At 40.7% G+C, this 21,569-nt stretch carries 19 protein-coding genes; 3 read left to right on the forward strand and 16 right to left on the reverse strand.

Features of this window, described 5'->3' with window-relative positions:
• Positions 1–29: 29 nt before the first annotated feature.
• From SRRS_RS12550 to SRRS_RS12615, 14 genes are all read right to left on the reverse strand, one after another.
• Positions 30–341 (reverse strand): DUF167 domain-containing protein, encoded by a 312-nt coding sequence (locus SRRS_RS12550; protein ID WP_371369284.1) that lies wholly within the window; start codon positions 339–341, stop codon positions 30–32.
• Between the two features lie 2 nt (positions 342–343).
• Positions 344–796 (reverse strand): DivIVA domain-containing protein, encoded by a 453-nt coding sequence (locus SRRS_RS12555; protein WP_371369286.1) that lies wholly within the window; start codon positions 794–796, stop codon positions 344–346.
• A 16-nt stretch (positions 797–812) separates the two neighbouring features.
• Positions 813–1,607 (reverse strand): RNA-binding protein, encoded by a 795-nt coding sequence (locus SRRS_RS12560; protein WP_371369288.1) that lies wholly within the window; start codon positions 1,605–1,607, stop codon positions 813–815.
• Complete coding sequence (gene proC, locus SRRS_RS12565; RefSeq protein WP_371369290.1) at positions 1,607–2,422, reverse strand: pyrroline-5-carboxylate reductase; 816 nt, start codon at positions 2,420–2,422, stop codon at positions 1,607–1,609. Before proC ends, SRRS_RS12560 begins: the two co-directional genes overlap by 1 nt.
• A 26-nt stretch (positions 2,423–2,448) precedes the next feature.
• Positions 2,449–2,895 (reverse strand): cell division protein SepF, encoded by a 447-nt coding sequence (locus SRRS_RS12570; protein WP_371369292.1) that lies wholly within the window; start codon positions 2,893–2,895, stop codon positions 2,449–2,451.
• Positions 2,896–2,912: 17 nt separating this feature from the next.
• A complete protein-coding gene (locus SRRS_RS12575; protein ID WP_371369294.1) occupies positions 2,913–3,584 on the reverse strand; it encodes a YggS family pyridoxal phosphate-dependent enzyme in 672 nt (223 codons plus the stop codon).
• Between the two features lie 201 nt (positions 3,585–3,785).
• Positions 3,786–4,607 (reverse strand): peptidoglycan editing factor PgeF, encoded by an 822-nt coding sequence (pgeF, locus tag SRRS_RS12580; RefSeq protein ID WP_371369296.1) that lies wholly within the window; start codon positions 4,605–4,607, stop codon positions 3,786–3,788.
• Between the two features lie 169 nt (positions 4,608–4,776).
• Positions 4,777–6,858: an elongation factor G gene (gene fusA, locus SRRS_RS12585; protein ID WP_371369297.1), complete on the reverse strand. Its 2,082-nt coding sequence runs from the start codon at positions 6,856–6,858 to the stop codon at positions 4,777–4,779.
• 433 nt (positions 6,859–7,291) lie between these two features.
• Entirely contained in the window at positions 7,292–7,798 is a 507-nt protein-coding gene (locus tag SRRS_RS12590) for a cob(I)yrinic acid a,c-diamide adenosyltransferase (RefSeq protein ID WP_371369299.1), read from the reverse strand.
• 22 nt (positions 7,799–7,820) lie between these two features.
• Positions 7,821–8,237, reverse strand: coding sequence for a nucleoside-diphosphate kinase (gene ndk / locus SRRS_RS12595; protein WP_371369301.1), 417 nt, complete (start codon positions 8,235–8,237; stop codon positions 7,821–7,823).
• Positions 8,238–8,324: 87 nt separating this feature from the next.
• Positions 8,325–9,089: a fumarylacetoacetate hydrolase family protein gene (locus SRRS_RS12600; RefSeq protein ID WP_371369303.1), complete on the reverse strand. Its 765-nt coding sequence runs from the start codon at positions 9,087–9,089 to the stop codon at positions 8,325–8,327.
• Positions 9,090–9,229: 140 nt separating this feature from the next.
• Entirely contained in the window at positions 9,230–10,099 is an 870-nt protein-coding gene (gene htpX / locus SRRS_RS12605) for a zinc metalloprotease HtpX (protein WP_371369305.1), read from the reverse strand.
• Positions 10,100–10,248: 149 nt separating this feature from the next.
• Positions 10,249–10,692 (reverse strand): type II toxin-antitoxin system RatA family toxin, encoded by a 444-nt coding sequence (locus tag SRRS_RS12610; protein ID WP_371369307.1) that lies wholly within the window; start codon positions 10,690–10,692, stop codon positions 10,249–10,251.
• A gap of 27 nt (positions 10,693–10,719) precedes the next feature.
• Positions 10,720–11,976 carry an acetylornithine/succinylornithine family transaminase gene (locus SRRS_RS12615; RefSeq protein WP_371369309.1) on the reverse strand — a complete coding sequence of 419 codons (1,257 nt, stop codon included), beginning with the start codon at positions 11,974–11,976 and terminating at the stop codon, positions 10,720–10,722.
• Between the two features lie 189 nt (positions 11,977–12,165).
• On the opposite strand from SRRS_RS12615, the gene SRRS_RS12620 reads away from it, so the two are divergent.
• Positions 12,166–13,425: a DNA recombination protein RmuC gene (locus tag SRRS_RS12620; protein WP_371369311.1), complete on the forward strand. Its 1,260-nt coding sequence runs from the start codon at positions 12,166–12,168 to the stop codon at positions 13,423–13,425.
• Between the two features lie 284 nt (positions 13,426–13,709).
• Here SRRS_RS12620 and SRRS_RS12625 read toward each other — a convergent pair whose 3' ends face one another.
• A complete protein-coding gene (locus tag SRRS_RS12625) occupies positions 13,710–14,402 on the reverse strand; it encodes a TerC family protein (RefSeq protein ID WP_371369313.1) in 693 nt (230 codons plus the stop codon).
• A 498-nt stretch (positions 14,403–14,900) separates the two neighbouring features.
• Here SRRS_RS12625 and htpG point away from each other — a divergent pair, with 498 nt between their 5' ends.
• Positions 14,901–16,856 (forward strand): molecular chaperone HtpG, encoded by a 1,956-nt coding sequence (htpG, locus tag SRRS_RS12630; RefSeq protein WP_371369314.1) that lies wholly within the window; start codon positions 14,901–14,903, stop codon positions 16,854–16,856.
• A gap of 230 nt (positions 16,857–17,086) precedes the next feature.
• Positions 17,087–19,324: a UvrD-helicase domain-containing protein gene (locus tag SRRS_RS12635; protein ID WP_371369316.1), complete on the forward strand. Its 2,238-nt coding sequence runs from the start codon at positions 17,087–17,089 to the stop codon at positions 19,322–19,324.
• Between the two features lie 119 nt (positions 19,325–19,443).
• Here SRRS_RS12635 and mrdA read toward each other — a convergent pair whose 3' ends face one another.
• Positions 19,444–21,300 carry a penicillin-binding protein 2 gene (gene mrdA, locus SRRS_RS12640; protein ID WP_371369318.1) on the reverse strand — a complete coding sequence of 619 codons (1,857 nt, stop codon included), beginning with the start codon at positions 21,298–21,300 and terminating at the stop codon, positions 19,444–19,446.
• Positions 21,301–21,569: the final 269 nt, after the last annotated feature.

Raw genomic sequence — 21,569 nt, forward strand, 5'->3', positions numbered from 1 at the left:
ATATTATTATACATGATTGGCGAATAAAGTCAAATATAGGAAGCCAAAACACGTAAAAAGTCATCTTTATCCATGCCAGTTATTTTGATAATTTTAGAACGGTTTTTTTGTCCGGTAGTGATTGTAACCTGACTTTTTGATACACTCAAAAGATTAGCAAAAAAAGCAATGCAAGCTGTATTTGCTTCGCCGTCAACTGGTGGTGAAGTAAGATTAATTTTTAGCATGTCACCCATGAGTCCAGAAATAGTATTTTTACTTGATCGTGGCTGAACCCGCACTCGGAAAGCAATGCCATTAGAAACTTCTTTTATATCTAAGGAGGAAAGCGCGCTAAGCAAAATTAGTTTTCATCCTCTTCGGCATTATTAAGCATTTCCATTTGGGCCTGCAGCAAAGTACGAAGTCTTGTTCTAAAAATTTGGGACTGTTTTTGCAGTTCTTCGTATTCACCGGTCATTTTGCGGACTTTGGCCAAAGCTTCATCAACTAGTTTTTGGGCACGGATTTCGGCCTCTTTAATGATAAGCTCAGTTTCCTTTTTTGCGTTAAGTTTAACTTCTTCGGCTGTTTCTTGTGCGATGACCAGAGTACTGTGAAGAGTAGTCTCCATGTGCTGGTAATGCTCAAGCTTGCTGTTAAGGCGCTCAATAGTTTCTTTTAATTCAATATTCTCGCGGTAGAGAGTTTCGTAATCCTTGATTACCCTATCAAGAAATTCATCAACCTCTTCTTCGTTATAGCCACGAAAACCACGTTTGAATTCTTTATTGTGAATATCTAATGGTGTAAGCATAACTCCTCACCCTCATTCAAATAAATCTTCTAAGTAAAATACTGTATCTTCCTTTTTTAGTTTGGCCCGGGATTTCGACTACTTCTACTCGACCGCGGCCACGCATGGAGATAATATCGCCAACTTTTACCGACTGGGATGAACTCTTTGCTTCTTGCCAATTAATCTTTACTTTTGCTGCTGCAATATCTTCGGACATTCTGGTCCGAGACGTACCAAACCCTGATGCCGCTACAGAATCAAGTCTTAAAGAAGCAACAGTAGCACGTATTTCTTTGACTTTTTCTTCTTTGGCAGGCAGGTCATCCAGGGTAACTGATTCAACCGAGATAGTTGCTTGACCAACTTCAGTAAGATTTTGCGAAATATAATTGACCATAGCTGTATCGGTAACGACATAGCATTGTTCGCTAGCCATGATTATGTCGCCAAGAACTTCTCGTTTAATTCCCAATCCCATTAGTGCGCCAAGAACGTCCCGGTGGGATAATCGACAATACCGGCTGTCCCATTTAATTACAATCGCTTTTATACCAAAATCGAGTGATCCGGCATAATCGAGAAATTCAGACTCTACAAAAGCCACTTTTACACGTTCTGAGCCGCTATATCCACCATTTATTTCTAAAGTAAGACGGTCATAGTGGGCAACAATGGTTTCAGCAATACTTTGCCCATAAGGATCAAGAAATTCGCTAACTTTATATTTACGGCTTTTAAGTGCTATTTCAGCCAAATCCAAGAGTTTTGCCGCTAGTTCAGCATCTCCTGATGACCGATAGTAACGTAAAATTTTATCACGTTCACTCATTACGATTTTTTCCCCATCTCACGGGAGCGAGTGGTAGCGGCAACAACCGCATCGATTAGAGCGCCCCTTACTCCTTTTTGTTCTAATACGTGAACTCCGGCAATTGTAGTGCCGCCTGGAGATGTAACCATATCGCGCAATTCAGCAGGATGCTTGCCAGTTTCGAGAACCATTTTAGCGGCACCTAAGAGCGTTTGAGCGGCTAACAATACTGCTGTATTACGGGAAAGACCGACACAAACTCCTGCATCGCTTAATGCATCGATTAGGAGAAATGCATAAGCCGGACCACTGCCTGATACACCGGTAACGGCATCCATGGCTTCTTCGCGAATCGTTACTACCCGACCAACGGAGCCCAAAATTGTAGAGACCGGTTCACTTATTTCTTGGGTTGTATGGCTGCCTAGCGCCATGGCAGCCATACCTTCGCCTACTGCAACAGGTGTGTTGGGCATAACCCTAATTACTGGGATTCCCGGCATTTTTTCTTGAAGGTAATCAAGCGTTATACCGGCAGCAACCGATACTACCACTGATTTGACTGTTACTGACGATGCTACCGAATCAATAACACTATCAATAACCTGGGGTTTAACTGTCAAAAATAATATATCGGATTGTTCGGATACTGCTTGAATTTTATTAGTTGTTATTACTCCAAAAGTGTTGTGAAGATAATCCAGACGCTGTATGGAAATATCACTTACTGCAATTTGGGTTGGGGATACCAGTTTAGAGTTCAATATACCGCGAATGAGTGCTTCCGCTATTGCGCCGCCGCCAATAAACCCAACTTTTTTATTTGATAACATAATACCTCCATCCGGTAATTCGAAACCTATTTATTTACCCAAGGCAACAGCGTTTTGTCGCTGACATCTTCCCTCGGGCTATAAGCAACATCGACGTTGTTGGGGGCACATAAGAAAATATTATTGCCCACTTTTTGTATTTGTCCATTTAATGCATAAGTTGTACCACTAATAAAATCAATCATACGTTTAGCAATCTCTGGTTCAGTGCTTTCAAGATTAACCACAACTGGTTTACGGCTTTTAAGATAATCAGCTACGTGTTGAGCATCATCAAACGAAAATGGCTCGACTACCATCACTTTAACTTGTTTAGATTGTTGCGGGCTGTGGGGAGCCGTGGGCAATGAAACAACGTTGTTGTTTTTTAGTTTGGTTTTAGGATCGGCTTCTTCTATTCTTGGACGCTCTTCCTCTTGTTCTGACGGTTCAAACAGACCAAGACTGCCCCAAACTTTTTCCATGAACTTCATAACTTTCTCTCTCCTCCTTAATATTTACGCGAACCAAATATTCCAGTGCCGATACGTACCAAGTTTGCTCCCTCTTCAACAGCTACTTGGTAATCATTTGTCATACCCATGGATAACCATTTAATATCAGTATTGGCTAAATTTAGAGCCTTTAATTCACCAAACAGTGTATGTAACTCTCTGAATACAGGCCGAAGCGTTTCGGGGTCGTCTGCATACGGTGCAATCGTCATAAGTCCGCACAATCTAATGTGAGCAAGTTGACTAATTTGTTTGGCCAATGGCAAAGCTTGTCCCAGCTCTACTCCAAATTTACTGTCTTCGTCAGCTACGTTGACTTGTAGGAGTATATCTTGCCGCTTATTACATTTACCGGCAGTTTTGTCAATTTCAACCGCCAAGTGTTCACTATCCACTGAATGAATGAGGTCTGCCAAAGGCACTGCTTGACGCACCTTGTTAGTTTGTAAATGTCCAATAAGATGCCATTCAACTAATTTACCAGCGGCTTGAATTTCAGGGTGTTTAGCCATCATTTCCTGAACACGGTTTTCGCCTACTGCAGTAATTCCTGCCGCAATAGCTTCAACCATGGCTGGCACACTATGATTCTTAGTGACAGCTACCAGTTTTACCTTATTTATATCAATTTTGCTTTTGATTTCAGAAATATTTTGAGCAATAGACATAGCAAATCCTCCATTCTAATAGTTTATTCGCCTATAAAAAAGATTTTCCTCCAAAAAATATATATTATTCTAGCTTTTTACATAAAAAATTGCCCATTTTATAAAGTAGACTTAACTTCAGATGAGGTTTTAATTCCACGTTAAGGTTAGTTGCCCTTATCCAGGGATTTTCCGTTCTTAATTCTCACTTGGAGAAGAGGGTTAGTTATCGGATAAAGAAATAACTGCACCGATACGGCCTGTACGTCCGGCTTCAGCCCGGTGAGAGAAGAAAAGGGCTGTATTATCAGCAGTGCATACGCCGCTTATGGTAATGTTAGTATCTTGTACCCCTATTTCTCTTAGTTGCTGACGGTTAGCCTCCCATAAGTTAAGTTGCCAGCGGCTGCCGTTTGGTATCACTAGGCTTTCCCAGTTGGAAAAATTGGTTTTTAATTTGTTTATCACAGTTTCATCAACTTCGTAGCAGCAAGGACCAATAGACGGACCGATACCTATAATGCAATCAGAGGGATTCGTATTATAATGCTGTTGCATTGATAATACGGTTTTTTGTGTTATTTTGGCAACAGTGCCTTTCCAACCGGCATGACTAATGCCAATGGCTCTATTTACCGGGTCGAAAATTAAAACAGGGACACAGTCTGCAAAAAATAGCATTAGTGGCAAATTTTTCACATTTGTTATAAGGGCGTCTGTTCCTCGGATAGATTCATGGTAATGTCGGATACCTTTTCCGGCGTCCTGATCTGTAACGACTTGAACTACATCACCATGCACCTGTTCAGCGGTAATTGTTTTTTCAACAGGTAATTGCAGTGCTTGACAGAAAGCTTGGCGGTTGTGCCACACTGCTTCGGCGTCATCACCTGTATGTAAGCCAAGATTAAGGCTTGCAAAAGGATGAGCGCTTTTTCCTCCCAGTCGTGATGATATTCCATGTTTTACGCCTTTAGCGTCTAAGTTGCTAAATATTCCATACCAGACACCATTCGTGCTGTATTTTAAAACAAATTTGCTCATTTGAACCTCCATAAATCAAGGATATGTAACTTCATTATATAGTACACCTTATCTAATTCAAATATCTATAAGCGAAAAATAGAATATATGCGTTATTTTTTACCTAAACAATTGTTTTGGACATAGAAAACCCTTGGTGCACTGTATTCGGTGTACCAAGGGTTTAGTTCTACGATTCTTCTACTTTATCTTTCTTAGCATTAGCAATAACGTTTTCGGCAATGCGGGCGGGTACATCTTCGTAGTGAGAAAAATTCATATCAAAGGAACCGCGGCCTTGGGTGATTGAGCGTAAGTCAATGCTATAGCGGAACATTTCACCTAATGGCACCTGCGCTTTAATTCTGCCTAAACCGCCTCCAATGGGTTCCATGCCTTGAATGCGGCCACGTTTAGTATTTAGGTCGCCAATTACATCACCCATATATGATTCTGGAACAAGTACTTCAACGGAGTAAATTGGTTCCAAGAGTACGGGCTTGGCTTGAAGCGCACCTTTACGAAGTGCCATTGTACTGGCGATCTTGAATGCCATTTCGGACGAGTCGACGGTATGATAAGAACCGTCAGTTAAAGTTACTTTGACATCTACCATAGGATAGCCGGCAAGGATACCATTGTTTAATGCTTCGCGCACACCTTTTTCAACAGCTGGAATATATTGACGAGGTACTGATCCGCCAAAAATAGAATCTACAAACTCAAATTGTGCGCCAGGTGTAAGCGGATCAAGCTGAAGCCAAACATGCCCATACTGTCCGTGACCGCCGCTCTGCTTTTTATGTTTGCCTTCTACCTTAGCTGTTCCACGAATTGTTTCCCGATAGGGAACTTTGGGGTCGGCTAACAGAGTTTCAACCCCAAATTTGCGTTTCATACGTTCGGAAATAATGTCTAAATGCAGCTCGCCCATACCGGAGATCAGCAATTGGTGAGTTTCTACATCTTTACGGACTTTGAACGTCGGATCTTCATCCATAAGACGCGCTAAAGCCTGACCGATTTTATCTTCATCACCTTTGTTTTTGGCTTCAATAGCGCGCGTAAACATCGGTTTGGGATAAGATATTGGATCAAAGATAATCGATTTATCTTTTTCGCAGAGGGTGTCTCCGGTGGCTGTTTCTTGCAGTTTGGCAACGACAATAATATCGCCGGCATGAACAGCTGTAACAGGGTCTTGATGTTTGCCGCGGAGAGTAAAAATTGAGCCAATTCGTTCGGATTTATCTTTGGTAGCGTTGTATAGGGTACTGTCGGGTTTCATGGTGCCGGAGAACAAACGGATATAGCTTAAACGCCCAACAAAGGGGTCTGCTGTTGTCTTAAATACCATAGCTGAAAATGGATCAGAAGCATTTCTCTCTATTACGTCTTTAGTAGCAGGATGATATCCGATTACTGTACTAGCGTCAGGTGATGGCAGATAGTTGAGAATTGAGTCAAGCGCATGTCTTACACCGATATTTTTGGTGGCCGATCCGCATAATACCGGGAAAACTTTGGCTTTTGCAATGCCTGCTAACAAGCCTGATTGCACCTCTTCATCCGTTAATTCTTCGCCGTCCAGGTATTTGGTTAGCAGGTCGTCATTGCCTTCGGCTGCTGCTTCAATTAGCGCCATCCGGGCTGTTTCCGCTTGTTCAAGCATATCTGCGGGAATTTCTTCTTCGACACACTCTTTGCCATTTTTCCCTGGAAGATATGCTTTCATTTTTATCAAATCGACGATACCTGTAAAGCTATCTTCAGCGCCAATCGGTAGTTGAACCGGGATAACGCCATTGCCGAATTTTTCTTTCATACTATCGACAACACTATAAAAGTCGGCGTTTTCCCGGTCCATTTTATTAATAAAACCCATTCGGGGTAATCCTAATTCACTGGCATAATTCCAGGTTTTTTCGGTTTCAACTTCGACTCCGGCAGCGGCGCACAGCACAATGAGCGCGCTGTCAACAGCACGGAGGGCTCCCTTAACTTCGGCTACGAAGTCTGCATAGCCAGGTGTATCCACAAAATTTATCTTATGTTCGCGCCACTCGCAAGGCGCTAAAGCCGTACTAATTGTAACCTTACGTTTGATCTCTTCCGGATCAAAGTCAGTTGTTGCCGAACCATCATCAACACGTCCTAAACGGTTAACCGCGCCAGAATTAAATAACATGGCTTCTGTCAAGGATGTCTTGCCGGCTCCTCCGTGGGCTACAATTCCAACATTTCTTAACCTGTCGCTCTTGTACTCTTTCATGGCTAGTTCCCTCCTGTTGTGGTATGGTTAATTTCATTACTGACATATTGTTAGCTGTAATTCTCTGCTTACTTCAAATATTCCTTCTTTTCAGACTTCTTTGTTTAAGTTAAAATGAGCATTTTTTTTAATCTTTATTCCATATTTATAAAATTTTTCCAAAAAGTATGCAAACAACTCAATACATACAAGAAGAGCCATTATATCTAATGGCTCTTCTTGTATGTATCAGTTAAACCTTTATACTTTTATGAACATACGCATCAATTTACGCAGCGGTCCTGGCAGCGACATTACATAAAAACGAAAATTCACCCTGTACGCCCCCTTGTTAACTATTATCTATTGCATCCATTCTTTAGCTATCGATATAGTTTATGCGGGCCGAGCAAAGTTGTGCAATGAATGGAAAGCCGCTGAAAATTATTTACTGTTAGACCTCAGATTCATAACGGGACAATACAAAACACAAATCAGACAGGCGATTTAGGCATATTAGCAAGTTTTCATTTATTGCCTCTCCCTGCTCTTGTACCCTCAGAGACTGTCGTTCTGCCCGCCGGGTAATTGTTCTTGCAAGATCTAAAGCAGCTGCTCCGGGGGTATCTCCAGGAATAACAAAGCTATGTAAGGGCGGTAGTTTTGCGTCAAATTCGTCAATAATTTGTTCTAAGGTTGTTACGTGGTCTGCTGTTATATAATGATTTGCGGAACCACTACTAGCTAAATCTGCCATAATCAGCATCAATAATTTTTGAAGCTTGTATACTGTTTCTTTTACTTCTGATTTGACAGAGTTTGCTCTCGCCAACCCCAAGGCTGAACTAATCTCGTCCACAGTACCGTAAGCTTCTACTCTGGCACTTGTCTTCTTAATACGTTCACCTGTTAATAGACCGGTAGTTCCTTTGTCGCCTGTTTTCGTATAAACTTTACTCATTTTCTACCTCCGTACTGACAGATTACTGTTCAGTGAAATAAATAGCGATTTCCTTCTCCGCGCTGGCTATGCTATCTGAGCCATGTACAATGTTCTTAGACATGATTGCTGCATAATCACCACGAATGGTACCTGGTGCAGCATTGGCAGGATCGGTAGCTCCCATCATGTTCCTAACCATTTTCACAGCATTCGGTCCAGTTAAAACTAAAGCCACAACAGGACCTGATGTAATAAACTCAATTAATCCTAAGTAGAAGGGCTTTCCTTTATGTTCGGCATAATGTTCCGCGGCCATTTCTGGTGTAAGCGTCAATAATTTCATGGCAGAAATTGTTAGTCCCTTGCGCTCGAAACGGGCAATGATTTCTCCGCATACTTTTCTTCGAACGGCATCGGGTTTTAACAATACCAATGTACTTTCATAGTTATTTTCCATACTTGGCCTCCATAACATGTATTTGGCATAATGATAGAGACTAGTATTTCTCTAATTAACGTGAGAAATTCACATGGTTCGATTCTATTATTCTTTTACAACAACATTGTTAAGTTGGCCAACACCTTCAATTTCAACAGAAACAGTATCTCCTACTTCCATAGGTCCTACACCTGAGGGTGTACCCGTAAGGATGACGTCGCCGGGATACAAGGTCATAACTTGACTAACAAAGGCTACCAATTCTGGAACTTTAAAAATTAAATTAGAGGTAGTGGATGTTTGTTTAACGTGGCCGTTTAATAATAGTTTGATAGATAGTTTGTGTGGATCAAGTTGGGTTTCAATACAGGGGCCCAGCGGTAAAAAAGTGTCAAATGATTTTCCCCGTGTCCATTGTCCATCACGCATTTGAAGATCGCGTGCTGTTACATCATTGGCGCATGTGTAACCTAAAATATAATTGCTGGCCTGCTCTACAGACACTTTACGGGCTTCTTTTTTTATAACGATAGCCAATTCGCCCTCATAGTGTAGATTTTGCGATATAGCCGGGTAGTTGATTTTTCCATCCGGATGATTAAGTGCTGATGAAGGTTTTAAAAAAATAAGTGGCTCTTCAGGTATTTTCAGATTCATCTCTCTTGCGTGATCATGATAATTGAGTCCGATACAAACGGCTTTACTGGGGTGGCATGGAGCTAATAATTTTACATTAGTTAACGGTATTTTTTTGGTGCTTTCGATATAACCGCCGTTAAAAATGTCACCATCAATAATAGTAATTAGATTGTCTAGTCCCAAAATGCCGTAGCTGATTTTGTCATCAAATTCAAATCTTACTAGTTTCATAGATACCCCCTAACCACTAAAATAATCTTTATCGAACTGCCTGCGCATAACGCTAGTATATTTTTTCCATACTTATCTGCGTATATCCTGCACAAAATCCCTCTGAAAAATATTTTCAGAGGGATTTTGCATTAAAATTTTTATCTCATTTTTTTTGCTTGCTCTTCCAACTTGGCTACTCTATCAGCCGTTGACGGATGTGTGCTGAAAAGGTTAACTATCATACCGCCTGCACCGCTAAAAGGATTAATGATAAATAGGTGCGAGGTGGCTGGCGTAGCTTCAGGCATTACCCGATGCTGCGCAAAGTATTCAATTTTTCTAAGAGCACTTGCCAAGGCAAGTGGATTACCGGATACGTTTCCGCCTGTCTGGTCAGCCAAATATTCGCGGGAACGCGAAACGCCAAGCTGAATAAGTGTGGCAGCTAGTGGTGCCAGAACCACCAGGAAGATAAACTCAACGATACCGCCGATGCCGCCACTATCCTCGTCATCGCCACGGCCAAAGCCAAAGATAGCGGTCCATTGAGCAATATTAGCAATCATCGTTATAATGCCAGCTACACTGGCAACAACAGTGCTTATCAGGGTATCACGGTTCTTAATGTGAGAAAGCTCGTGCGCTACAACCCCTTCCAGTTCTTCGTAATTAAGGGCGCGCATAATGCCTGTTGTCACAGCTACTACACCGTGTTCAGGGTCGCGGCCGGTAGCAAAGGCATTAGGTACTTCCGTGTTTATAATATACACTTTAGGCATAGGCATTTTAGCTTTTTGAGCTAAGTTGCTTACCATGCGTATTAAGTCAGGTGCGTCTTGGGGTGTAACCTCTTCGGCACCATACATTTTAAGGACAATTTTATCACTAAACCAATAGCTGCCAAAATTCATCAAAATTGAAATAACAAACATAAACGTCATGCCTTTAGTGCCGCCAAACAAAGCACCAACAGCGACGAGCAAGCCTGTCAATGCAGCAAGCAAAACAGTAGTTTTAAGCGTGTTCATTAAGACACCTCCAAATTTGCGTCTATAAAAGTATTATCTTTACCGCCTCAAGTAACTACACACGCTAGCTAAAGATGACATCGCTCCTCCATTTCTCTTATGCATCTACATTAATTATAAGCGATTTACTTATATTCAACAACAGTCATTTAAGCCCGATTTTCCATGCGTTCCTTGATGGCAGTCAACATATTCATACTGTTGTCACGTACCTTCTTTTTAAGAATCGGATTTAAGAGTCCCGCTATCATTGGAATACCAAATTCAAAATCTACCGTCAGTTTTATCTCTGTAGTACCATCTTCCAGGGGCGTTAGTATCCACTCCCCCTCAAATTTTTTTAGGTCACCTTCAGTTTGTTTGTAATGGATGTGCATAGCAGCATCATCAAATGTGTCCAGTTCCGTCCATTTAATAATACGTCCATCTACATTTGATACCCATTTCGTAATTGTTGTAGTTTCTTTGCGATCTACTACTTCAACACTTACCAAGTCAGCCATAAATTCCGGGTATTTTTCCATATTTTTCAAAATTGGGTAAATTTCGCTTTTAGTGGCTTTAACCGGTAAATTTACTTCAACATAAGGCATTTGTTAACTTCCTCCTCTAAATAGTAATTATAAGTCTTCCAGCATAGAATCAGCTTTTTCTAAAGCACTGGTAAAAGCATCAATAACGTAATCAATTTGTTGCTCGGTAACAATAAGCGGTGGCTCGATGCGGATTACTTTTGGATTATTAAGTGTATAGGCAATGAGTACGCCTTTGTCAATCATTTCGGATAGGATTAAGCCACCAATACCTTCTTTGGTTAACTCAATACCAATCATGAGGCCTTTGCCGCGTACCTCTTTAATAATTTGCGGGTATGCCTTCGCTAAACTACGCAGTTTTCCTAAAAAATAATTACCGCTTTTCTCAGCTTTATGGATAAGCCCCTCTTCTTTGATAACTTTAATGGCTGCGACGCCAGCGGCACAAGCGAGAGGATTGCCGCCAAAAGTTGAAGTATGTAAGAACGGGCTGATAATATATTTGTCCCAAACATGGGGACGTGCGGTGAAAGCACCAATAGGCATGACGCCGCCCCCTAAAGCTTTAGCTGTGGTGATTATGTCCGGAATGACATTGTAATGTTCAACAGCAAACATTTTGCCAGTGCGGGCTAGCCCTGTCTGGATTTCATCACAGATTAAAAGCGCGCCTGTTTTATCGCATATCTCGCGCACTGAGGCTAGGTATGTATCTGGAGGGACAATAATGCCTCCTTCCCCTTGAATGGGTTCAATAATTACTGCAGCAGTATCATCGTCGACAGCCTCCCGCAGAGAATCAATATCACCAAATGGAACATGGCTAAAGCCTGTTAACAGGGGTTGGAACGGGTCACGAAACATTTCGCGGCCGGTAGCGCTTAAAGCTCCTAAAGTTTTACCATGAAACGAATTAGTAGTAGCAATGATCTTAGTACGACCGGTATGTAACCGGGCTAATTTTAGACTGCCTTCTACGGCTTCGGCCCCGCTGTTAACAAAAAAACTGTATTGGAGATCACCTGGCGTTATTTCGGCCAGTAACTCTGCTAAATCAGCCATCGGTTTATCAAATAAAACTTTACTGGAAAGCGGCATTAAATCTAGTTGGGCTTTAACAGCTTCGACTACTTTAGGATGACGGTGTCCTAAACTGAATACACCGTATCCGCCAAGGCAATCTATATATTCTTTTCCTTCAATATCCCGAATAACATTGCCCTGCGCTTCCCACTCAATAGTAGAAAGACCCATAAATCTAAACAATTTGGCAACGGCAGGATTAATATATTTCTCATACTTTTCAATCGTCTCATTAATAATTTTTTGGCTATTAGGCATGGTCAGCCCCCCTATATAATCGTAATTATACTATTACCTTAAATTATGGTAGTATTTTTCTATTTATAACACAATAATTCCTTCTTTATTCCATTATGCCCAAGAATTGTTCCTGTTTTCCCTTTGAAGAAGGGTTTAAAACAAGGTTTCTTGAATAAGTCGTAAGACTACAAATAAGGATGGATATTTATGAATGATATAGTTACTCTACTCAACTTTATACTACTTATTATTAATGTCGGTCTTCTCGTTTTAATACTAACTAAACTAAAAAAAATGGGCTCGATTGATTTATCAACACTACAACAAATTAATTATAAACAGGAACGTTTAGAAGGCATATTACGTGACGAATTAGGGAAAAACCGGCAGGAGCTTACGTTTAATACCAAAGTATTGCGTGAGGAGTTAGCCTTACAACTTCATAACTTTACTAATGCGAATGACCAAAAAATTATTCGTCTTACCCAAATGAATGAACAAAAACTTGATAAACTTCGCGAAACTGTGGAGAGTAAACTTGCAAGTATTCAAACTGACAATAATAAGAAACTGGAGGAAATGCGTGTAACGGTTGATGAGAAGCTACATTCCACCCTCGAAAAACGGCTTGGTGAATCGTTTCAGTTAGTGAGTGAACGGTTGGAACAGGTACACAAAGGACTAGGTGAAATGCAACAGCTGGCGACCGGGGTTGGTGATTTAAAAAAAGTTTTATCCAATGTTAAAACACGTGGTATTTGGGGAGAGATGCAGCTGGCGTCTCTGCTAGAACAAGTTCTAACGCCGGAACAATATGCTGTTAATGTGATAACCAAGCGTGGCAGTCAAGACCGGGTTGAATTTGCCGTAAAACTTCCCGGAAAGGATGAGTACGATACGACTGTATGGCTGCCTATTGATGCTAAATTTCCACAGGAAGATTATCAACGCCTAATGGATGCGCAGGAAGCGGCTAACGCGGAATTGGCAGCTGCGGCTGCTGCCAACTTGGAGATACGAATTCGGCAGGAAGCTAAAACAATCAAAGAGAAGTACATTGATCCACCTAATACTACTGATTTTGCCATTATGTTTCTTCCTGTCGAAGGGTTATATGCGGAGGTGTTACGTCGTCCAGGCTTATGTGATACTTTGCAGCGCGAGTATCGTGTTAGCATTACTGGGCCGACTACATTAGCGGCTCTGTTAAATAGTCTGCAGTTAGGTTTTCGGACACTAGCTATCGAAAAGCGTTCAAGCCAAGTTTGGACTCTTTTAGGTGCAGTTAAAACTGAGTTTGGTAAGTTTGGTGATGTGCTTGAGAAAACTAAAGAAAAACTTGAACAGGCAAGCAGGCAAATAGAGGGCGCCGCTGTTCGTACCCGCGCTATAGAGCGTAAGCTTAAAACTGTTGAGCAGTTACCAATCACGGATGCCGTCAAAGTATTAGGGCAATACGATGATTAAACAAGAATAGTTAAGACAAAAAGGCACAGACCGCTAGTATCAAATTCAATGGTCTATACTTTTTTTATATGTAGTTTGAGATGGCTTTGTTGTCATCCCATCCTCTAAGTGCATTCGTATAGCTTGCTCCTTAATAGCTACTGGAATAATGTCTCATTCCTTTTTTTCAGACATAGCAAAGCCTCCTACGTGGGTTATTTTTATCCTACCATAGGAGGCTTTTTGTTTCATCTTTCCATTTCCGGGTTCATTTCATGTGACTGTATGCGGGTTTTCTTATAAATTTAGCTGTTTTCTTTGGCAATATTTCGCGCTTTTAAGATATAACCACCAACGATAACAGCCAAAGTCAGCAATACTTTTACGGCTAGCGCATACTCATGAATGTAAGCTCCTACGGCGCTGTCGCTGAGAATCATTTCAGCAGCAGCGTAGCCTAATACCCCTGCCCCGAAATAAATAATAACCGGAAAACGATCCATAAGCTTCATTAAAAGCTGAGCACCAAATACGACTAATGGAATGCTGGTTGCAAGACCGGCGGTTATCAGGCTGTATTTTCCGGAAGGAACAGTTTGGGCAATTGCTGCCAATGCAATTACATTGTCGAGACTCATGATAAGATCGGCAAACAATATAATCTTAATGGCTTCACGATAAGATGTCGCTTCACCATAATCACTTTCATTGCCATCTGACTGTAAGAGGTTAATGGCGATATAGAGCAAGGCGAGACCGCCTAAAAATTGTAGGTAAGGAATATTTAAAAGAAAAGCTGCTACAAAAGTCAAGATAATTCTCAGGATAACCGCGCCTACACTTCCCCATAAAATTGCCATTTTTCTTTGTCCGGCCGGTAGGTTCTTACTGGCTAAAGCAATAACTACAGCGTTATCACCGCTTAAAACCAGATTGATTAGTAGAATACTTCCTAGTGCCATAAACCATTCTGGTCCAATTGTACCGAAAAAGTCCATGTTAAAGACCTCCTATGCTTATATTTTATAGTATTACCTAAGTGAATACTGTATAACGAAAAGAAATAATTAGCTTAATAACCCTCCCCTTCCCACTTTCCAAAAAAACAAAGAGACCTTAGGTACGCAATAATACATACCGAAGGTCTCACTATTGGCTATCACCAACGATAACGCCAGATGCCACCTGGCACCGTATGTTGACGTTATCCGAGAGTTACTCCCCTTACGATTTAGGAGTATATTTATTTGTTTGAATTATAGCTAATATCCGGCTGGTTGTCAAGGAAGTTTCTAAAAAGAAGCTATTAGGCGACAGACGAAGTAAGATTGCGTAATTCGTATTTATTTAAAGAAAAAATGCTATTTATACTATTTTAAGGTATTTTTATCTAATAAAGTATTTGATTTTGTTAAACATTTTGGTTATTATTTAAATATAAATTAGCACTCAGAGACTTAGAGTGCTAACAATACTAATTTTATCGGAGGTTTACTATGTCTCAAGAAACCATTGCCAAAGAAACAAGAGAATTTCAAGCAGAAACAAAACAGCTCTTGGATTTGATGATTCATTCTATCTACACAAATCGTGAGATTTTCTTGCGGGAGCTAATTTCCAATGCCTCAGATGCTATCGATAAAGTGCGGTTTGAGTCTCTTACCAACCATGATTTGTTAGAAGGTAATAGAGATTTTGAAATCTTCCTTATTCCGGATGATACTACTAATACGCTTACTATTTCTGATAATGGTATGGGTATGACCGCTAATGAAGTTATTGACAACATCGGTACTATCGCTAAATCTGGGACTAAAGCCTTCCTGGAAAAAATAAAGGAGACTGGCTCTGTCGCTGATACAGAACTAATTGGCCAATTTGGAGTCGGTTTTTATTCAGCCTTTATGGTAGCTGAAAAGGTTACGCTGTTAACTCGTGTTCCAGGTCATAAAGGTGTTAAATGGGAATCAAATGGTGACGGTACCTATACTATCGAAGAGTGCGACAAGGATACACGTGGTACAACTATTATCTTAACTCTTAAGAAAGAATATAACTCGCCAGATCACCCGGAAGAGAATTTCACTGACCGGTACATACTGCAGAATTTAGTTAAGAAATACTCTGATTATATTCGCTATCCAATCAAAATGAATTTCGTAAAAGAAGAAAAACCGAAGGATCCTGATGGGAAAATAATTGAGGATGCCCCTGCCATTAAAACCACTGAGGTAAGAATCCTTAATTCGATGATGCCGCTTTGGGCGAAAAACAAAAACGATATAACTCAAGACGAATACAATCAGCTTTATCAAAACCTTTTCCATGATTGGGAAAACCCGCTTGAGACCATTCATTCCAAAGTAGAAGGCGCTGTTGAATATACTACCCTCCTCTTTATCCCTGCCCATGCTCCATTCGACTTATATCAGCAGGAAGTAACTAATGGGATCCGGTTATACTCCAAAAATGTCTTTATCATGGAGAACTGTCAGGATTTACTTCCTGAGTATTTTCGCTTCGTGCGAGGCTTAGTTGATTCTCCTGACTTCTCTCTTAACATTTCGCGGGAACTTTTACAGCATAGCCAACAACTTAAATTGGTAGGCAAAAACCTGGAAAAGAGCGTTCTCAAAACATTGGAAAACATGCTCAATAAAGACCGTACCAAGTATGAGCAGTTTTGGAAGGAATACGCCCAAGCTATCAAAACAGGCGTGTATGCGGATTACAGCGGTCGTGACAAGTTAAAGGGTTTGTTACTCTTCTCTTCTTCTCATTCGGAAGGAGTAAGCACTCTGGACGAATATATTTCGCGAATGCATGAAAATCAAAAGGCTATCTACTATGCCACAGGTAAAGATCGCGCCGCGGTAGAGAGTTTGCCGCAAATGGAACTTCTAAAAGAAAAGAATATTGAAGTTCTCTACCTTTTTGATCGGGTCGACGAATTTGCTATTGATGCTCTCCGCGAATATAACGGCAAAAAGTTCCAGTCAATTAGCCGCGGAACACTAGATATCGAAGAGATAGCAAATGAAGATTCACAGAAAAACATTAATCAGGTTGCCCAGGAAAATGACACACTTATTAATGCAATTAAAGAGCAGTTAAAAGGCAAAGTAGCCGACGTGAAAATCAGTAACCGGTTAAAATCAAGTGCTGTTTGCTTAGTAAGCGATGATAATGGCATTAGTATCTCAATGGAACAAATTTTAGCCGAGATGAATAGAACCTCTTTTAAAGCCAAACGTATCCTGGAGCTTAATCCCGAACATCAAATATTTGATACTCTCAAAAAAATATTTGAACAGCCTTCTGCAGCTGATACTTTCAAAGATTACTGTGAATTGCTTTATGGTCAAGCGTTACTCATGGAAGGGCTTACTCCTGAAGATCCAGTAAACTTTGCCAAAATAGTAGCTAATCTGATGGCTCATACTGAAAAATAAACGCTAGCTATAAGCAGACAACAAAAATAGTATCGCCCTAACTGTGTAAGTTAGGGCGATATATTTTACCTGATTACTTTTTGGTTATGAGGTCTAAGTTTTACGTATAGCAAATGTGTTTAGTGCTAAGATAATCATTATAAAATGATTATACTATTTTTCCTCCCCTATCATATCTTCTTTTATACAGAATACTCTCTTATCGTTATTTTCTTTATCAGGAGGATCTCATGGAGCAACAAGAACGTCAGTTTGAAATAGCGAGACTGGAAAAAACACTCAGCCAAGTGCATGCACAAATAAAGATAAGTGAACAAACCTCAGAAAGTCACCAAAGTAACCTGCGGGATACACTACAGGAATATTGGAAAACAGGCAGTTCTATTGATGAAGCGCAGATTATTGATGTAATGAACAGGCAGCGCGCCCTCACTTCACACATCCATTATACGGCGGAACACTTGAGAAAAATGCTAAAATCGCCTTACTTTGGGCGGGTTGATTTTATCGAAAGTGGGTTTTCCGAGACCGAAAAAATATATATTGGTATTGGTAGTTTATCAGACAATGAAACTGGTGAATTCCTTGTTTATGATTGGCGTGCCCCGGTGTCTGCTATGTTTTATGATTTTGGCCGGGGTCAGGCGTCCTATAATTGCCCTGCCGGAACTATTACCGGAGTTATAATGCTAAAGCGCCAATTTAAAATTGTGGATGGCCGTATTGAGTATATGTTTGATTCTGACCTAAAAATAGATGATGAAATTTTGCAGCAACTGCTGGGAAAAAGCGCAGATGATAAGATGCATACCATTGTTAATAGCATCCAGCGCGAACAGAATCAAATTATCCGTGATCAGAAACACAAAGTGCTGTTTGTAGAAGGTCCGGCCGGCAGCGGCAAAACATCAGTTGCTTTGCACCGGATAGCTTTTTTGTTATACCAAAATCGTGAAAGTTTAACGTCTAAAAACGTATTAATTTTATCTCCCAATCATATTTTTAGTGACTATATTTCTAATGTATTGCCTGAAATCGGCGAAGAAAACGTTGTACAAATGACTTTTCAAGACTATGTAACTTTATCGAATGCTAATATCCAATTGCACTTCCAAAGCCGTAAGGACTACCTGGAGGAAGTGCTATCGAATAATGTTAGCAAAAAACGAGCAGTCAATATAAGCTTTAAGTCTTCAAGCCCTTTTATGCAAGCATTAATCAAATATCTAGAATGGCTATCATCGGAATGGGTTGGCGAATATCCTGCTATTGAGTTCCGTGGTGAAACCATATTTCGCAAAGAGGAATGGCTGCATTATTACCAAGAAAGTTTTGCAATGATGCCGCCTTCGATAAGGCTGGAGAAAATAAGAATAATTTTGCAGAACAGAATGCGTGATCTTGTTCATACCATTCGTCAGGAAAAAGTGGACCAAATAACCGCTGCCGGTGAAGAAATTAACGAAAAAATAATAAAAGCGTTGGCAAGGATTGAAGCACGGGAGGAATTAAGGCCGCTTATTGAGCAAATTGAGCAGCTTACAAGTTTTGATATTATCGCTGAATACAAAAGATTATTCGCAGACGATAAATTGTACAGTGCTGTTAGTAATACTACTTCTCCTACGGATTGGCAAGCAATTAAAACTCATACCGTCAAATCTGTGAGCAGAGGTATACTTCCATTTGAAGATTTACCCCCGTTTTTATATTTTTTAGGAGTGATACAGGGGTTTGCCGTAAACAAAGATATTAAGCATATCGTAATTGACGAAGCACAGGATTATACTGCTTTTCACTATAAAATACTTACCCGGTTATTTCCTAACTGTTCGTGGACAATTGTTGGTGACCCAGTCCAATCCATACAGCCTTTTTTGTCAACCGTAAAATTTGCCGAGGCCAGCGAGATTATTGACCAGGAGCATACTCTCATCTTTACGCTTACTAAGAGTTATCGCGCAACATTGGAGATTCAAGCTTTCTGTCAAGCTTTGCTGCCAGGTATACACACCGAGGTAGCAATCAGACGAAAGGGGCAAATGCCGACAGTTATTTCAGTGAAGGATTTTGAAATGTTAGCAGAGCAAATTAACCAGACGGTTCAGGTGATTTTACATGCGGGCTGGCATTCTATTGGCATAATCACTAAAAATGCAGTACAAGCCACAGAAGTTTATGAGCTGTTAAAAAGCCTCAAGAATATTACTCTTGTTACCAAGGAAGATGATGAATACTATAGTGGGGTTATTGTTATTCCTTCCTATTTAGCTAAAGGATTAGAATTCGATGCGGTACTTGTGGTAAATGCTGATGCAGAAAATTATAGGCGAAGTCAAGATCGCCAAATCTTATATACTGTTTGCACCCGTGCTCTGCATTGCCTATATATCTATTATATGGGTACTCCCTCTCACTTTTTGAATGAAATAGATACTAAATTGTACCAGAAGCCTGAGTGGATATAGCGTAAGACGAAAAAATAGGATATAGAAAATAGCAGTCCTAAATTTTGATTATAGGGCTGCTAACTATTTAGAAATAATAGAATGTAAGATTTTTTAATTCGGGCAATATTGGATAACAGTTATTTCTTGGCCTGCCCCCCATTTGCTTTTGCGGCTTCACCTTCTGCGAAAATGTCAGCCACATCTTTGGCAGGCGGCAAATTAAAGGCTGCTTCCATAATTTTTCTGGCTATTGGCGCAGCGGAATCTGAGCCGTAACCGCCCTGCTCGACAATTACTGCTACGGCAATTGTCGGGTTGTCGAAAGGCCCATAGGCGACAAACCATCCGTGGTCGTCACCGTGCGAGTTCTCAGCAGTGCTGGTTTTGCCGGCTATTGGTATTGGAAATCCTTCAAAGATATAAGAAGCTGTGCCACCGGGCGCAATAACAGCCCTAAGAGAGTTGCGGATAACGTTGAGATTTTTTTCGGAAACTGGTACTCTGCTCAGCTCTTCAGGAGCAAACGTTTTAACGACTGCTCCTTCTGGCGATACGATTTTGCTTACCAGATAAGGGCGGTAACGGTGGCCGCCGTTGGCTACTTGGGCAATCAAAGAAGCCATTTGCAGCGGTGTAGCCAATTGAAAACCTTGACCAATAGCAGCGTCGAAGGTTTCAGATAAGTACCATTCTTCTCCGTATACTTTTTCTTTGTACTTTCGATTAGCAACAAGACCTTCATCTTCGCCAAGTAAGTTGACACCGGTCTTTGCTCCGAGACCATAGGCTCTAGCCCATTTTTCTAAGTTATCAATACCTACCCTGTTACCCATTTCATAGAAATAGACATTATCTGATTTGACCATCGCAACATTAAAGTCAATCCATCCTAATGCTGCGCCATGAGCGTTGCCTTTAGGTATTAGCCAGTGGCGGCCAGTATCATAAATCTTTTCTTCAGGTGTCACTTTTCCCATTTCCAGGGCTGCTGTACCGGTAACTATTTTAAAAGCAGATCCAGGAGGATACTCAGCATTTATTACTCGATTTTGCATAGGGTTGTCAGGATTATCAGTGATTGCTTTCCAGTTTCTGGCTGAAATCCCGCCGTTAAATAAATTGGGATTAAAGGTGGGACGGCTTACCATTGCTAGAATTTCTCCCGTTTGCGGGTTAATAGCAACAGCCGCCGCTGCCTTGGCATTCGGATTGCCAAGTTGTTTTTGTAAGTATAATAATTGGTTATCCATGGCTTGTTCGGCGGCTTTCTGTATTTTGGCATCAATTGTAAGTACCAAACCGTTACCAAGTATCGGCTCTTTTTTTCCTAGTAAATGTTGCGGTTTACCGCTAACATTTACTTCAATTTGGCTGCCGCCGTTAACGCCGCGTAACTCTTTATCATATACTTTTTCCAGACCGGATTTTCCAACAAGGTCTCCGGTTTTATAACCTTCATTTTTTGCTTTTTCAAGCTCTGACTCACTTATTTCACCAACATAACCAAAGAGATGGGCAGCCATTTCGTTGTTAATGTAATTCCGCACAGCTTGAACTTCAATAACAACTCCTTCAAGTTGGTTGCGGCGTTCTTCGATTTTGGTGACAATTTCAGGACCAACATCATTTTTTATGCGAACTGGTTCAAGTGGATTCTCTTGCTGTGCAATCTTCTTTTTAATTTCCTCTGGTTTCATGTCTAAAATGCTTGCAAGCTTGATAATAACATCATCAGTTATTGGACCGGAAATTGGCACTAACGATACGGTAAAACCTGGGCGGTTAGTAACCAATAAGGTACCATTTCGGTCATAAAAGGTACCACGCGGGGCAGTGATTGGCATCAATCTTATGCGATTATCATCGGCCTGCAGCGCATAAGATTTGCCTTGGATCATCTGTAAAATTGCTAGTCTGCCGATAAGTACGGAAATAATTAAGAATACGATGATGAGCAAGGTGTCAAGTCTGCGATTAGAACTGCTTTTGACCAAAACGAACCTCCCTACTTTCTAGAAAACTAGCCTCACGCGATATTATTCTATCTAGCCCAATACAAGTATCTATATTAGTTTATCAGATGCTCATAACAGCCTCAACGACCAGATTTTAGCAATAGTTCAGTTAATGGTTAATAGTTAGTGAAGATTTCAGCTTGAATAAGTCGGGGTGGCACGTCAGCGTTTTCAATAGCATAGTTGCGTGGGTACAAAAAGGCAAAAAAAAATCGAGAACACTAAACAAAAGAGCCTGATAGTAATGT

The organism is Sporomusa rhizae (assembly GCF_041428845.1).
In the GTDB taxonomy this organism is placed as follows: Bacteria; Bacillota; Negativicutes; order Sporomusales; family Sporomusaceae; genus Sporomusa; species Sporomusa rhizae.